Below are 13,978 nucleotides of genomic sequence, written 5' to 3' on the forward strand. Positions count from 1 at the left end.
TCGTCGACGAGGTGTTCGTCGAGCCCGGCAACCACGCGATCAAGGCCATGAAGGGCGGCTACTGGTTGAACCAGACGTTCGTGAAGATCGGCCCGGGGGAGCGACAGCCGCTCTCGATCGCGATGCAGCTACGCTACGAGAGTCATCACGTCGCGTTCGGCCGGCCCGTGAGTCTCAACATCAATGCCAACCTGGGGGAGAGGTCGGAGCCGACGTGGCCGAGGAACCTCATGATTGCGAGCGGGGTGGGGATAGGGCTGGGTCTCGGGGGGCTCATCACGGGCCTGATCATGAACGTGAATGCACCGGACGACGGGACCGTGACAACAGGGAAGGGGCTCGCTTATGCGGGTGGTATCGTTGGAGCCCTCTCCGTGACGGGCCTCATCATCGGCATCGCCAGCCGTCCGACCCCGCCCAATGTCATCATTCAGCCCCAGGTCTCGAACGACGGGGGCGGCATCGGGGTCAGCGGTGTGATTCCGTAGGGGCATCGGAGCATCCTTTGCCTCATGATTTCTTGCACAGCGGAGCCTGCGGCCCTTGTCGCGGCGGCGGATCGTGGGATCAAGTCCCGAAACAATGCCGTCCCGGATAATTATCAGGGGCGCGCGCAGGGCCGCATGTTACGGGGTACGTGGATTGCGAGCCCGGGTGTATCTCCTGCCGTTTCTTCTCGCATTCCTCGTCGGAGATGCACGATCGACAGCGCCCCTCGAAGCAGACGCCGCGGCAGTAACGGCTCTCCGAACATTGGTTTCCCATGTTGTGGCCGCAGGTAAAGATGGGCTCACAATGCCCTCGATTGCAGAACCCCTCGCCACACTCCTCGTCCTTCGTGCACGCTCGGTCCGGCACGTCCTTCGACCATAAACGCATGGGACAGGTGTCCATGATCTCCTTCTCTCGCGGCGTGAGGGTGAGACCAAAGTCCTCCTCGGCGCGTCGCGAGAACGGTCGCTCGTCGGGGTAACGTTGGCAGTCTGCTACATTGCAAACATTCTTGTCACTGCCCGCAGACGCATCGGCTCCCCCGTCCGTCGATGCAACCGCGCCCCCATCCACCGAGCCCGCGCTCGCCTGTAGAGGAGGAGCCTCGACACCGCCTCCTCCCAGCGGCGGCGTACCCGACGAACACGCGACCAGCGTGACGAGAGCGTACAGCCCACAACTTCGGCTCATCGTTTGCCTCACGGTTTCTTGCATAAAGGATCCTTGCCGCCCGGGCCGCCGAGCAGAAAGTATTGCCATGGCCATCCCAAATCCACCATCGACGACCGCGTGTAGCACGAAGGCTCGTATGGCTTCGACCAGCGCTCGAACGCATCGTCCTGCGGATCCGTCACCAGCCAGTTCATGTCCAGGTACTTGGGTTCTCGCACCCAGGCCACGTGGCCCGCCGGCGCCGTGGCGAACTGCCCGCTGCCCATCTCGGTTGGCGCCCAGCCGTCTTCTGGCTTCGGATCAAAAACCTCACCGTAATAGTGCACCCCGCACGCCCCCTGTTTCAGAGTCGGCAAAAGTTCGTGCGAATAGTGTCCCAGGGGGCGGCCATTGTAGAAGGCCCACCAGCTCCCCTGGGGGTCCATGACCCAGGCGAGCCACGCCTCCGTCTGCGCCCCGCCAGGCACCGACGGCGTCACGACCTCGCCAAGCGTCGTCCACGGCCACCCGTTCACCGCCTCCGGGGGCATCTCCGTGAAGTGCGCTGCCTGGAAATCGTAGCTGTGCGTGACATTTCCGTTGACATTTTGATAGTACTCGACTCGTAGCCGCAACTCCTGCTTGTTCGTGACCCAGTCCGCGCCGCTGTTGACGCGATCGACCGTGAGCAGGAGCCCGATGAACTCCGTGGCGTCGCCGACCGCCGGGCAGCGCACGGCGAGCTCGATCAAGCTGAAGGTCCGATCCGCCACCTCGGGCTTGAACTGGTTGATCCGCGCCGAAGCACCCCGGTTCGGCGCCACCACGTTGAGCCCCGCGTACAGCCGATACGCCGCATCCGGCAACCCATGCACCTGATGGTTCGTGATCCAGTCCTGGATCGACGTCGCCCCCGTGTCCTCCAGGATGTATCGCGAGAAATCCGGCCGGTTGAACAACGTCGCGTCCGTCGGCCCCCACAGCTCCGGATATTGCTCCACCTCGGTGAGCGCATGCGTGACGCCCTCGGGCAGCGCCGTGCTGGAGAGCAGCGCCGGGATCTCCGGCACCGTCACGCCGAGCGGAGGCATCTGGACATAGTCCAGGATATCCCCCGAATACCCCTGCACCGTCTTCGTGATGGGCTTGTCCTTGTAGACCACCTTCGCGATGTACGCGTCCACCTCGTCCTTGCGCCTTTGTTGCTCGGGCGTGAACTCCGGCGGCGGGACGCGCCATTCCTCGGGATCGGGCAACGCGGACGTCTTGCCGTCCGCGCCGCCCGCGCCCGAAGGCCCGGTCCCGTCACCCAGGACGATCACACACGCGCCATTGAAGGGTAGGAGCGAGGTCACGACGACGAGCGCCATGTTTCGCATGGCTTCACGTCGTCGGCGTATGCGGCGGGAAGGAAGGATGGTCACGGCGCACACTACGAGGGCGCCGTCGAGGCGTCAAGCCGCCATCCAGGCTCGTGCGGGCTCAGTCTTTTTTGGGGCCCTTCGCCTCTTTGGCCTTTTGCCGCGTGGCGGCGCCTTTTTGCGCGGCGCCGTATTGGTATTCCAGGAGCGATTCCAGGGGCCCGATCACCTCGGCGGGGTTGTTCGTGCGCTCGGCGCGGCGGCGGGTCTGCGCGGCGGCCTCGGCGACGAGGGTGCCGATGACGTGGCGCGTCTCCTGGCGCCCCTCGAAGAGCAGCTCGGTGAGCTTCACGGACGCGGCATGCAATTTCGTGAGCCGCTGCTCCTTCGCGAACTCCTCGGAGAGACGCTCGATATCCTTCGGATTGATCCCCGCGCGATCGAGAACATCGGGTTTGGCATTGATGAGCAAGCGGGCGACGTCTTCGTAGCCATCATGGACCTTGGTGAGGCCCTGCACGCGCTCGGCCGTGATATCGGGGAGCGTCAGATCACTGGCGTCGATATGTTGTTCACCGACGTCCGGGAACTTGGGATCTCCTGCCATCCTGCCTCCTTTCGGTATTGCTGGAAACGGAGGACGAGCTTGCCATGATGTCTTGGTCGTTTGCAAGCACGATCGCGTCGGACGAGGCTCCAAGGGTCTTGGACGAGGCTCCAAGGGTCTTGGACGAGGCTCCGAGGGTCGTGCGAGAGCCTCCAAGGGTCGTGCGAGAGGCTCCAAGGGTCGTGCGAGAGGCTCCAAGGGTCGTGGACGTGGCTCCGAGGGGCGTGCGAGAGGCTCCGAGGGTCGTGGACGTGGCTCCGAGGATCGTGGGCGAGGCTCCAAGGATCGTGGACGAGGCTCCGAGGATCGTGGACGTGGCTTCGAGGATCGTGGACGAAGCTCCGAGGATCGGGTGACAGGCTCCGAGGGTCGTGGATGAGGCTCCGAGGATCGTGGACGAGGCTTCAGGGATCGTGCCTCCTCTTCCAAGGCATCCCGACCGCCAGCTACCATCACTCGTCAAGCGAGGGGGTGCGCTCATGGGCAAGGCAGGCAGGAGGGGGCGGCGGCAGCTTGCAGGGGCGGCGCTGCTCGGTACGGGTTTGGCCGTATGCATGGCGCCGATGGGATGCGGGGCGACGGACGAGCGCGCCGCGCTGCCCGAGCGCCGGGCGAATGGGGCGCTCCCTGCGAGCACGGTGCGCGCGCTTCAGGCGTGCGCGGAGGAGCGAGCGGGGCGGCTCCAGCGTCGGGCGTACGAAATCGAGTTCGCGGTCGAGCTGCGGGGCGATCGCGTCACGGAGGTGAAGCCCAAGGGCGCGCGGCTCGACGATACCAGCCTCGAACGGTGCATGATCGACGCGCTGCGGACGATGCCGGACGCGGGGTTCTCACCGGACCCGGACGAGCTGACCTCGCGCGGAGGCCTCTTGCCTGCACGAGGCGTGCTGGCGAACACGTCGCTGTTGCCCCAGGTGTACCGGTTGATTCCGGTGGTCGTTGGGTCGTCCGGGACCATGATCGTGATCGCGGTCGTGGTGCTCGTGGTGGTCGCGGTCGTGGCGTCGAGGGACGATACCGATGAGGAGGCCGAGAGGGAGCGGTGCAGGAAGGTGAAGGCACGATGCATCGATGAATGCACCGACGAATTCATGCCGTCTGGCTCGCTGGACGGCATGCCATACCATGATTGCTTGCGAAAATGCCTGGAGGCAGAGGGCTGTTTCAAGCTTCTCAAGTGACACAACATGGATCGTCGGTAGATACAGGGAGCAACCAATGGACAAGAAGACCGCCGAGGAGCTGCTCGCGATATCGATGGATTGCTCGCGCGAGACGAACGAGTCGATGAGGCGAGTCATGGAACGGTGCGACGAGGAGACGTTCAAGATCTATCGTGGGCATGGCGGGAGGATCATGGGCTACCTCTTCACCGAGGTCATTGCGCCGATTCAAAGCGAGCATCTCGAGCTCGCGCCGCCGGATTTCAAGCCCATGCAGGTCGTCGAGCGGCCGAGGCTGAGGCTCACGAAGGAGACCCAGGACGAGTTGATCGCGTCGCTGAACCAACTCCACGAGCGGATCGAGGCGATGGCAGGCTTCGTGCGCGAGAACAGCGACGCGGTGGAAGCTGCGGCGTATCGTGGCAGGATCCATGAAGTGCTCGTTCACATTTGCGAGGCAATGGCGTGTGTGCTGGCTGCACACGTCGAAGAGAAGTGATGGCACCTGCGCGAGAAGAGACAATGGACCGAGACACCGCCGAAAAGCTGAACACGATCACACTCGAGACGTATTTCAGGATCTACGACGCCATCGCCATCGTACGCGCGAGCCTCTCGGAGCCCGAACGAAAAGAATACATCATGGGATTCGGGAGAGCGCTCGGGTATCTCTACACGGACGTCCTCAGCCCTCTCTACCAAGAACATCCGGATCTCAAACCCGACAACATCGCATGATCGAGCACCACCCATGACCTCGAAGAGAGCCACGAAGCCGCCCTTCGCGGGCCAGATGTACCTCCAGGGGCTCTACTCCCTCGCCGAGCGTATCCCCGCCGAGGCGCGCTTCCCGTTCAACCTGCCCTTCGTCCGTGGCCTCGACCTCGGGCTCGATCGGCCGGTCACCTTCTTCGTCGGGGAGAATGGCTCCGGGAAGTCCACGCTGCTCGAGGCCATCGCGGACCTTTGTGGTTTCCACGTGGCCGGCGGAGGGGGCACCGACACCTTGTACGCCGCGCACGAGGCCGGCTCCGAGCTCGCCCGCGCGCTCCGCCCGCGTTTTCGGCATCGTCCCCGCGACGGCTTCTTTTTCCGCGCCGAGACGCTGGTGAACTTCGCCACGCTCCTCGAAGAACGCGAGCGCGATCCGGATTTCAACGGCGATCCCTACATGCGTTACGGCGGCAAGACATTACACCGCCGCTCGCATGGCGAGGCGTTCCTCGACGTCTTCCAGCATCGCGTCCACGAAGGGCTCTTCCTCATCGACGAGCCCGAAGCGGCGCTGTCTCCGCAGCGACAGCTCACGCTCCTTTATCTGCTCCGGGATCGCGTCGAGCGCGGCGGCGCGCAGTTCATCATCGCCACCCACGCGCCCATCCTGCTCACATTGCCGGGGGCCGTCATCCTCGACTTCGACGATCCCGCGTTGCCGGTGGTCACTTTGCAGGACACGAAGCATTACCAGATCACGCGAGGGATCCTGGAGCGCCCCGAGCGGTACTGGAAATCCGAGGGACCGCCCCGGCCATGAGGCCCATACCGCTCGCTCACTCCGGCGCGCCCGCCTCGATCCACGCGCGCACCGCCGCCGCGGAGTCACCCCACGAGACCGGGTGGCCCTGGCCCATCGGGACGGTGTAATAGGGGCTGGCGTCGGGATCGCCGGGCGTGACGCGGGCTCTTGCGTTGCGATAGGCGCTCATCGCTCCGCCCGGCATTCGCTCGTGGCACCCGTCGCAGCGGTCCTTGGCGAGCGGACCCACGCCTTCCTGGAACGTCGCCGGCGCCAGCGCGGACGAGGCATCCGCGCATGCCGGAAGGCCGAGGCCGACGACCAAAACGAACCCGAGGAGCTTGCTCCCCCTCGCCGCGGGCGCAGCGGGCGCGACGGCCCTGCGCGGGGTCGGGCGAATGCCTACCACGGTGACCTCCTGTGCGAGCGGCGCTCGAATGGGATGCGCCGCGCAGGGTCGCTCATGCAGCCCACGGGCCGCGTTTCCCCGATCCGGGTCGCTCGCCTCCCATTCCACGCGCAAACACGTCGTATTCGAGCGGGTCCGATGCTTGCCAGGACGAGCTCGTGCTGAACCTCCCGCCCCGGCTCCTGGTGCTCGTCGCCGCCGCCCTCGCGGTGATACCCGCGCTCACGTGGGCGTGCTCCGCGGGCGCGGACGTCTTCACGTGGCGCGGGTTCTCTCGATTCTCGGGTTTCGCCGCCGCCGGTCTGTTCGCGGTCTCGATGTTGCTCATGATGCGCCTGACCTGGCTCGATCGGGCGTTCCGAGGCCTCGGGCACGTCTACCAGGCCCATCACGCGCTCGGGGTTGCGGGGTTTTTGCTGCTCCTCGTCCACCCGCTCGCGCTCGCGCTCGGCGCCTTTCTGGTCGAGCCCGCCGCGGCGCTCCGCCTCCTCTGGCCCGATCCTTCATCCGCGACCGTGTTTTCGGGCTGGATCGCGCTTCTCCTGTTCCTCTTCTTTTTTATCGTGACCGTCGCGCAACACATGCCGTTCCATCGCTGGCGTCGATGGCACCGGGCCATGGGGCTGGCGTACGGCGCCATGGTCTGGCACCTGGTCGCGGCGTATCGCGGCTCGTTGGCTGCCGGGCTCGCGCTCGGGCTCGTCGCGCTGGGGGTCCTCGGCTTCGCGCATCGCCTCCTCGTGGAGGATCCGCCCGGGCGAGGCCTCCGCTATCGGATCACCCGCGTGCGGCGCCGCGGACCGAAGGTCGTGGACCTCGTGCTCGAGCCCCTCGACAAGGAGCTCCGCTTCGAGGCCGGCCAGTTCGTGTATCTCGCCATGCGCGATTCACCCGATTATCAGGCGTGTGGCGAGTCCCATCCTTACACCCTGACCGGTCGTCCCGACGATCCGTGCCTCCATGTCTCCGTGAAATCGTTGGGCTTCTGCACGCGGCACATCCAGGAGGTCACGGTCGGCACGGAGGCCGTGGTTCAGGGGCCCTTCGGCGGGCTGTTTCCGGCGCAAGCGCAGCATCGACCCCAGGTCTGGATCGGCGGAGGGATTGGAATCACGCCGTTCCTGGGCCGCGTGTCGATCCTCGCCGCCGACGGGCCGCCGATCGACATCGTGTACTGCGCCGGCAATGAAGCCGCGGCGCTTTACCTGGAGGATCTCCGCGAGCTGACCCGGGATCGCGCCAAAGTGCACATTCACACGATGTACGAGGATACCGACGGACTGCCGACGGTGCCCGCCATCGAATCACGCGTGGGCTCGCTCGAAGGGAGGGAGCTCATGCTCGCCGGCCCGCCGGCCATGGTGGAATCTCTCCGCCGAGCTCTGCGCGCGCACGGCGTGCCGGCGTCGCGTATTCACGCCGAGGAGGGCATGGCGCGATGAACACGCGGCGCGTCGTCCTCGCTGCGGTGCTCGCCTTCGTGCTCGCGTGGGGCACGCTCGTGGGCCTCGCCGTGCAGAAAACCCGTCATCCTACCGCGCCCCGAGGAGCGCGGGTCCTGAGCCGCGCCGAGGTCGCGCGCCACGACCGACCCGAGGATTGCTGGCTCGTGATCCGCGGCAAGGTGTACGACGTGTCCGATTACATCGCCGCGCACCCCGCGCCGCCGCGGACGATCACCGAGCATTGCGGCGAGGAGAGCACGACGGCCTTCGAGACCAAGGAGCGCGGGCGATCCCATTCCCCGCAGGCCTGGCAGCTCCTCGAGAGTTACCTCGTCGGCGAGGTGGCGGATTGAGAAGATGTGCCGCGCACCCTGCGCCCGACCACGATCGGCCGATCGCCCCGTTCACGCACCCGCTTCCGTTCCCGCTCCCCCTTCTGCTACTGTCCGCCCGATGGAGATCGTGGCGCTCGGCCCGTTCTACGTAGCTTCTCTTCCCTGGCAAAGGCAGAGCCGCGAGTGGGTCCTCACCGTCGTCTGCAAGGCCACGTTCGAGCTCGCCCCGGGGGAGCTGCGGCTCTCGTCGGGGCAGGAGCCGATCAACGAGGCGGACAACCACTGGGACGACGATCCACGCCGCAGCGTCTACTCCCCGAGTGACCTCGTCCCCTTCCGCAAAGGCGCCGACGTCACGCTCGTCGGGCACGCGTTCGCCGCGCATCACAAGCCTTGCCGCTCCCTGCTCGCGCGTCTGGTCATCGGCTCGCTCGACAAGGCCGTCGAGGTCCACGCCGACAGGTCCTGGTCGGGCGAGGCGCAGATCACCGAGGGCCCCGCCTTCACGCACATGCCGCTGCGTTACGAGCGCGCGCAGGGCGGGCCGGGGACGATGAACCCGGTCGGCCTGCCCGTCGCCCCCGGGCCCCTGCCGAACCTGCATCCGGCGCGTAGACAGCACACGCTGAAGGATGACGGCTCGCCCGTGGGTTTCGGGCCCATCGCCGCCGGCTGGCCCCAACGCGAGAGCCGCCTCCGGCGCCACCGCGGCAGTTTTTCCCACGACGGGTGGCACACGCGGCCGCTGCCCGACGACATCGAGATCGAGTACTTCAACGCCGCGCCCGCCGATCAGCGCCTCCCCGAGATCACGCCCGATCTCGAGATCGTCCTCGAGCACCTCCACCCGGATCATCCACGCCTCACGTCCCGCTTGCCGGGCCTGCGGCCACAAGCGTTCGTCGAGCGCCCGCGCGGCGCGCCGCAGGAGATCTCCCTCGTCGGTGACGCATTGTGGATCGACACCGATCGCGCGATCTGCACCGTGACATGGCGCGGGCAGATGCCGCTCGTCTCCCGCGACGAACGCGGGCGCGTGCTCGTCGCGATGGGCGCGGCCCGCCAGAAGCTCGGCTGGGAGGACGTCATGAGCCTGAGCCGCGCACTCGCGCCGCAAAAGGCGCCCGCGCCCGCGCCCGCGCCTGCTGCGCCCACGAAGGCCGCGCCCGCCGCCCCGCCGAAGCCGGCTCGTCCCGCCGAACAACACATCTTCGAGGAAGAGTCGGTCGAGACGGAGATCATCTCCACCGAGGAGCTCGCGCGCGCCGAGGGCGGGAACGTGCCGGCCTGGCTCGCGCGCGGCAGGGCCCGCGGCGCGACGGCCGCGCCCGCTGCCGCGCCTGCTGCCGCGCCCGCTGCCGTTGCCGCGCCCGCTGCCGTGCCCGCGATGCCGCCCGTGCCCGCGAGGCCGCCCGTGCCCGCGATGCCGCCCGTGCCCGCGATTCCCCCGGCGCCCGCGATTCCCCCCGCGCCCGTGGTTCCCCCGGCGCCCGCGATTCCCCCGGCTGCCGGCGAGACGAGCCCCTGGGCGGCCGGCGCTTCGGCGAACGTCCTCGGCGCGCCCACGCATACCCCCGTCGCGGCGCCCGTCACGTTATCACCTTCGGCCCAGGACGACACGCGCCCCCGCGTGCCGCCGGCGCGCCCTTCACGCAGGCTCGGCCCCGAGGTCGTGGACCTCCTCTGGTTCGAGCCCCAGGGCGTCGCCCGCATTCGCGCGGCATACCCGGACATCGTGGACGAGCTCGAATTCGAGCCCCTCGATCCCAAGCACGACCTGCCCACCGATGATCCGAATGCCTCCCGGGATCGGCACGACACCTTCGGCGTCCTCACCCGGGCTGCGCCCACGGACGGACGCGGCATTCAGCGGGCGATGCTCGAATCCATCAGCGAGACGGGGCGCTTCACGCCGCCCGTCGTCTTGCTCACGGGCGAGCTCAGGTTCCCCTTCGACGAGGTCGAGTCCCTGAAGGCCGCCGTCGCCGCGATGACCCCGCTCGTGACCGAGGACAACAAGAAACTCAAGGACGCGCTCGAAGCGGCGAACGAGGTCCTGAAGACCCCGCTCCTCCAGGCGCCCGGCAACGTGGACGTCGTCACGAGCGAGCTACGCGACGCGCTCCGCCAATCGAAGCGCAGCGTCACGGTGAGCCAGCTCGACAGCCACATCGAGCGCGTGCTCCTCGATCAACGCAAATACCAGAAGCGCACCGTGTTCGGCGACGAGCAGATCCGCGCCCTCTGCGTCCCCGCGGGCGAAAATGCGCCCATCCCCGTGTATCTGCCGCTCGCCCTCGCGATGAAGCTGCCGCTCATGCTCAAGATGAAGGCGCGCCTGCTCGCCGAGGCCCACGCCCAGCAGGACCAGTACGAGTCTCACCCGAATGCATTACGCGTCCTCGCGCTCGGCCGGGTGGTCTCCCTCGACGGCTGGCGATAGGTCGCCGCCTCGACGAGGCGACAAAAAAACGAGGATCCGAGCGGCGCGAAAGACGCCGATCGGATCCTCGTTCATTCGTCTCGATTCGAGGGCTCGAGGCTCTCGATCAGAGGCAGCCGCCGATGCGGCCGTGCGCCGCCGCCCAGTAGGGGTGGCCGTAGCCGAAGTAACCGCGCCCGTAGCCGCCGCACGGCCCGTAGTACGGCCCGCGGATGAAATGGCGCCCGCCGGCCAGGCAGTCGAATCCGCGGCCGATGCCGCAGCCGCCGTACCCGCCGATGAAGCCGGCGCCGCCCCAGCCGCCCAGGCCGCCCGTCGAGAGCGCGTCCTCGCTCTCCGCCGTGTTCTCCTCCGCGTCGCTCACCGCGAGCTCCGCGCTGTCGTTCGCCTCGTCCGCGAGGGCCAGTTCGGACTCGGGATCCTCGACCTCGGCCGCGCAGCCGGCGCCAAACGCCATCGACGCGGACAGACCAAGCAGCGCGAACAACTTCGTGAACTGATTCATCGTTGGCCTCCCCAATTCGTTTTTTCGTCCGGCGGTCTTCCGCCCCGGCCACGGCGAGATCCACTCGCCCTCGGCGGAGCACATCTGACCACCGCGCTGTTTCTTTGGCCCGGGCGAGCCCTCGTCGAGCGGGGCGGCCACGCGCTCCCCCACAAACATTGGAAGTTCTATCGAGGACGGGACAAATTGCCCGCGTCAGAGGCCCTCCGTGCCGGTCGAGCGCTTCCGATCGATCCCGGGCGGTCTCATGGGAACGGGGCAACCGAAGAGGGCGGGGGCTCGCCTTCGTCCATAACGAAAACCCGCCGCGCGAAGACCCGCGCGAGCAAGGAGGAAAACGCCATGGGACGACCGATTCAATTCGTCATGCTTGCCGCGCTCGCCGCCGCGCCGCTCCTCGCGGCGACGCCCGCGGAGGCACAGCGCCGAGGTCGTGACCCCGTCTTCCGGGCTGCGAACCCTCAGATCGAACGCGACGGGGATTTCGAGGTCGAGTTCCGGCAGGAGAACCTCGATCGGCGCGCGGTCGTCGACATTCGCCTGAGCGCCGAGGTCCGCGCCGTGTTCCGCTGCGCGACCCGGAGCGGGACCGTCACGGGAGGCCAGGGCGATCGGCGCATCGTCCGAAAGCGCGTCACGGAGCGTCAGGCCTTCCGCGCGAACCCGAGCGGGCGGCTCATCGGCTCGATCGACCTCGACGCGCCCGAGGTCGGCAACTTCTGCCCGCGCGGCCGCGTCCCGGTGCTCGTCCGCGTGACGTACGACGACGTCGTCCTGCGCGACGCGACGAACGGCGTGAGCGCGCGGCTCCCGGGTCGCTACAGCGAGCGCATCGCGAATCGCTTCAACCCGTTCGCCGTGTTCGATCGTCGCGACGACAACGGCCGCCCCGGGGATCGGTTCCGCCTCGACTGAGGCGCGCGCGAGCGGTTCGCAACGCCGAACGCTCCTGGTAAGCTCGCGCCGTGACGTCCCGATCCCTCGAACTTGGCGGCGCATCCGAGGCCGCGATCCCTGCAAAACCCGCCGCGAGCGTGCGCCTCGACGCGGTCGACGCCCTGCGAGGCATCGTGATGATCCTGATGGCGATCGATCACGTGCGGGACTTCGTGGGCCCGCAGGTCGGCTTCCGGATCGACGTCGAGAAGACGGGCGCCGCGCTCTTCTTCACGCGGTGGATCACCCACTTCTGCGCCCCCGTCTTCGTCCTGCTCGCGGGCACGAGCGCCTTCCTGCAGGCCGCGCGGGGCAAGAGCCGGAGCGAGCTCTCCCGCTTCCTGCTCACGCGCGGCGCGTGGCTCGTCCTCCTGGAAATCACGGTGATCCGCGTCGGCTGGACCTTCGATCTCGGCTACCACCTCACGCCGCTCCAGGTGATCTGGGCGATCGGCTGGAGCATGATCGCGCTCGCGGGCCTCGTGTTTTTGCCCGTGCGGGCCGTGGCCGCGATCGGCATCGGCATGATCGTGGGGCACAACCTCCTCGACGGCGTCTCGCCCGAGCGATCGAGCGCGCTCGGGGTCCTCTGGTCGATCCTCCACGAGCCGGGGCCCTTCCAGCCTGCGCCGGGGCGCTACGTGTTCATCGCGTATCCGCTCGTGCCGTGGATCGGCGTGATGGCCGCGGGGTATGGCCTCGGCGCGCTGCTCGAAGGCTCGCCGGCCGAGCGGCGGGGCCGGCTCTTCAAGCTCGGCGCGGCGATCACGCTGGCCTTCGTGATCGTCCGGCTCGTGAACGTCTACGGCGATCCCGCGCCCTGGTCCTCGCAGGAGAGCGCCCTCGGCACGGTCCTCTCGTTCCTCAATTGCCGCAAGTACCCGCCGTCGCTCTCGTACCTGCTCATGACGCTCGGGCCTGCGCTGCTCGTGCTCGGCGCGCTCGAGGGGCGCGCGCTGCCGGGCAAGGACGTCTTGCTCGCGTTCGGCCGGGCGCCGCTCTTTTATTACATCCTCCACCTCTTCCTGATCCACGCCTCCGCGGCCGTCATGCACTACGCCCTCCACGGCGACGCGGTCTTTTCGTGGGAGCACTTGGGTTTGCCCGCGGAGGCGCAGCACGGCTTGCCGTTCGTCTACGGATACACCTTCGCCGTGGTCGCGGCGCTCTACCCGCTCTGCCGCTGGTTCGCGGATCTCAAGCGAAGGCGGCGGGATCTCACGATACTCGGTTATCTTTGACTCGAAAGGTGACAGGCACGATGCGCGCGCTGGAGGGCCTCTTCGAGGCCCTGGATCGACGGATACCCCGGGAGCTCGCGGAGATCGTGGAGGCGGTGTCGCCCACGGTGAACGCGCTCGGGTACGACAAATGGGGCTTCTCCACGGCGGCGGCGAAGCGGACGCTCTACGTCGCGGCCTGGTTCTACCGACACTATTTCCGGGTCGAGGTCCACGGCATCGAGCGCGTGCCCGAGGGCCGAGGCCTGCTCATCGGCAACCACTCGTCGCAGCTCGCCTACGACGGCATGATGGTGGCGACCGCGATGATGCTCGACGCGCGTCCGCCGCGGGCGGTCAAGGCGATGATCGAGAAGGTCTTCCAGCGCGTGCCGCTCGTGAACGTGTGGATGACGCGGGCCGGTCAGATCACGGGGCTGCCCGAGAACTGCGAGCGCCTGCTCGCGGACGACGAGCTCATCATGGTCTTCCCGGAGGGCGCGCGGGGCAGCGGCAAGCTCTGGAGGGACCGGTACAAGCTGCTCGACTTCGGGACGGGCTTCGTGCGCCTCGCGATGAAGACCCGCGCGCCGATCACGCCCTTCGCGTTCGTCGGCGGCGAGGAGGCGTGCCCGTCGATCGTCGACATCAAGCCGCTCGCCCGCGCGCTCGGCGTGCCGTATTTCCCCATCACGCCGACGCTGTTGCCCCTGCCGCTGCCGGCCCGCTGCTCGATCTGGTTCGGCGAGCCGATGTGGTTCGAGGGCACGGGCAACGAGGAGGACGCCGAGGTGATCCCCAAGGTGGAGGCGGTGAAGCGGCGGATCGCAGAGCTCATCGACGAGGGGAGGGCCGCGCGCACGAGCCTCTACCTGTGACGCGGACGGACGATCGC

At 67.7% G+C, this 13,978-nt stretch carries 15 protein-coding genes; 11 read left to right on the forward strand and 4 right to left on the reverse strand.

The genetic code is table 11. The annotated features are described in order from the left end of the window. Positions 1–488: hypothetical protein (locus GF068_RS43940; protein WP_170319941.1), on the forward strand; the 488-nt coding region annotated here is incomplete at its 5' end. A gap of 702 nt (positions 489–1,190) precedes the next feature. On the opposite strand, the gene GF068_RS38965 is transcribed toward GF068_RS43940, so the two are convergent. Further along, the gene (locus tag GF068_RS38965; RefSeq protein ID WP_153824635.1) at positions 1,191–2,522 is read right to left on the reverse strand and encodes a neprosin family prolyl endopeptidase; all 1,332 of its coding nucleotides are present in this window, start codon (positions 2,520–2,522) and stop codon (positions 1,191–1,193) included. 103 nt (positions 2,523–2,625) lie between these two features. Beyond that, positions 2,626–3,111: a hypothetical protein gene (locus GF068_RS38970; protein WP_153824636.1), complete on the reverse strand. Its 486-nt coding sequence runs from the start codon at positions 3,109–3,111 to the stop codon at positions 2,626–2,628. Positions 3,112–3,665: 554 nt separating this feature from the next. On the opposite strand from GF068_RS38970, the gene GF068_RS38975 reads away from it, so the two are divergent. The 4 genes from GF068_RS38975 to GF068_RS38990 are packed head-to-tail and all read left to right on the forward strand — an operon-like array spanning position 3,666 to position 5,808. Beyond that, complete coding sequence (locus GF068_RS38975) at positions 3,666–4,292, forward strand: hypothetical protein (protein ID WP_170319942.1); 627 nt, start codon at positions 3,666–3,668, stop codon at positions 4,290–4,292. A 37-nt stretch (positions 4,293–4,329) separates the two neighbouring features. After that, positions 4,330–4,773, forward strand: a complete 444-nt coding sequence (locus tag GF068_RS38980; RefSeq protein WP_153824638.1) for a hypothetical protein — start codon at positions 4,330–4,332, stop codon at positions 4,771–4,773. A gap of 23 nt (positions 4,774–4,796) precedes the next feature. Beyond that, on the forward strand, positions 4,797–5,012 hold the full coding sequence (locus tag GF068_RS38985) for a hypothetical protein (RefSeq protein WP_153824639.1): 216 nt from the start codon (positions 4,797–4,799) through the stop codon (positions 5,010–5,012). A 13-nt stretch (positions 5,013–5,025) separates the two neighbouring features. Beyond that, the gene (locus GF068_RS38990) at positions 5,026–5,808 is read left to right on the forward strand and encodes an AAA family ATPase (protein ID WP_206079650.1); all 783 of its coding nucleotides are present in this window, start codon (positions 5,026–5,028) and stop codon (positions 5,806–5,808) included. Positions 5,809–5,824: 16 nt separating this feature from the next. On the opposite strand, the gene GF068_RS38995 is transcribed toward GF068_RS38990, so the two are convergent. Then, positions 5,825–6,199, reverse strand: a complete 375-nt coding sequence (locus GF068_RS38995; RefSeq protein ID WP_153824640.1) for a hypothetical protein — start codon at positions 6,197–6,199, stop codon at positions 5,825–5,827. A gap of 158 nt (positions 6,200–6,357) precedes the next feature. On the opposite strand from GF068_RS38995, the gene GF068_RS39000 reads away from it, so the two are divergent. The 3 genes from GF068_RS39000 to GF068_RS39010 all read left to right on the forward strand — a co-directional run bounded on the left by GF068_RS39000 (position 6,358) and on the right by GF068_RS39010 (position 10,422). Beyond that, on the forward strand, positions 6,358–7,641 hold the full coding sequence (locus GF068_RS39000; protein WP_153824641.1) for a ferric reductase-like transmembrane domain-containing protein: 1,284 nt from the start codon (positions 6,358–6,360) through the stop codon (positions 7,639–7,641). Beyond that, on the forward strand, positions 7,638–7,997 hold the full coding sequence (locus tag GF068_RS39005) for a cytochrome b5 domain-containing protein (protein WP_153824642.1): 360 nt from the start codon (positions 7,638–7,640) through the stop codon (positions 7,995–7,997). Before GF068_RS39000 ends, GF068_RS39005 begins: the two co-directional genes overlap by 4 nt. A gap of 100 nt (positions 7,998–8,097) precedes the next feature. Continuing rightward, the gene (locus GF068_RS39010) at positions 8,098–10,422 is read left to right on the forward strand and encodes a DUF2169 family type VI secretion system accessory protein (protein ID WP_170319943.1); all 2,325 of its coding nucleotides are present in this window, start codon (positions 8,098–8,100) and stop codon (positions 10,420–10,422) included. A 106-nt stretch (positions 10,423–10,528) separates the two neighbouring features. Here the strand turns inward: GF068_RS39010 and GF068_RS39015 are convergent, their stop codons facing one another. Further along, a complete protein-coding gene (locus GF068_RS39015; RefSeq protein WP_153824644.1) occupies positions 10,529–10,927 on the reverse strand; it encodes a hypothetical protein in 399 nt (132 codons plus the stop codon). Between the two features lie 342 nt (positions 10,928–11,269). Between GF068_RS39015 and GF068_RS39020 the strand changes: the two genes are divergently transcribed. From GF068_RS39020 to GF068_RS39030, 3 genes are read left to right on the forward strand one after another with little or no spacing between them, the layout of a single operon-like run. Continuing rightward, positions 11,270–11,842: a hypothetical protein gene (locus tag GF068_RS39020; protein ID WP_153824645.1), complete on the forward strand. Its 573-nt coding sequence runs from the start codon at positions 11,270–11,272 to the stop codon at positions 11,840–11,842. Between the two features lie 50 nt (positions 11,843–11,892). Continuing rightward, complete coding sequence (locus GF068_RS39025) at positions 11,893–13,104, forward strand: heparan-alpha-glucosaminide N-acetyltransferase domain-containing protein (protein ID WP_206079651.1); 1,212 nt, start codon at positions 11,893–11,895, stop codon at positions 13,102–13,104. Between the two features lie 20 nt (positions 13,105–13,124). Continuing rightward, complete coding sequence (locus GF068_RS39030) at positions 13,125–13,961, forward strand: lysophospholipid acyltransferase family protein (RefSeq protein WP_153824646.1); 837 nt, start codon at positions 13,125–13,127, stop codon at positions 13,959–13,961. The last annotated feature ends 17 nt before the right edge of the window (positions 13,962–13,978 follow it).

This window comes from Polyangium spumosum (assembly GCF_009649845.1).
Lineage (GTDB): Bacteria > Myxococcota_A > Polyangia > Polyangiales > Polyangiaceae > Polyangium > Polyangium spumosum.

Coding starts and splice junctions, on each gene's coding strand:
- GF068_RS39015 (WP_153824644.1), bottom strand. CDS start 10,927: ATGAATCAGTTCACGAAGTTGTTCGCGCTGCTTGGTCTGTCCGCGTCG.
- GF068_RS39030 (WP_153824646.1), top strand. CDS start 13,125: ATGCGCGCGCTGGAGGGCCTCTTCGAGGCCCTGGATCGACGGATACCC.
- GF068_RS39020 (WP_153824645.1), top strand. CDS start 11,270: ATGGGACGACCGATTCAATTCGTCATGCTTGCCGCGCTCGCCGCCGCG.
- GF068_RS38980 (WP_153824638.1), top strand. CDS start 4,330: ATGGACAAGAAGACCGCCGAGGAGCTGCTCGCGATATCGATGGATTGC.
- GF068_RS38990 (WP_206079650.1), top strand. CDS start 5,026: ATGACCTCGAAGAGAGCCACGAAGCCGCCCTTCGCGGGCCAGATGTAC.
- GF068_RS38985 (WP_153824639.1), top strand. CDS start 4,797: ATGGACCGAGACACCGCCGAAAAGCTGAACACGATCACACTCGAGACG.
- GF068_RS38975 (WP_170319942.1), top strand. CDS start 3,666: ATGGCGCCGATGGGATGCGGGGCGACGGACGAGCGCGCCGCGCTGCCC.
- GF068_RS39005 (WP_153824642.1), top strand. CDS start 7,638: ATGAACACGCGGCGCGTCGTCCTCGCTGCGGTGCTCGCCTTCGTGCTC.
- GF068_RS38970 (WP_153824636.1), bottom strand. CDS start 3,111: ATGGCAGGAGATCCCAAGTTCCCGGACGTCGGTGAACAACATATCGAC.
- GF068_RS38965 (WP_153824635.1), bottom strand. CDS start 2,522: ATGCGAAACATGGCGCTCGTCGTCGTGACCTCGCTCCTACCCTTCAAT.
- GF068_RS39010 (WP_170319943.1), top strand. CDS start 8,098: ATGGAGATCGTGGCGCTCGGCCCGTTCTACGTAGCTTCTCTTCCCTGG.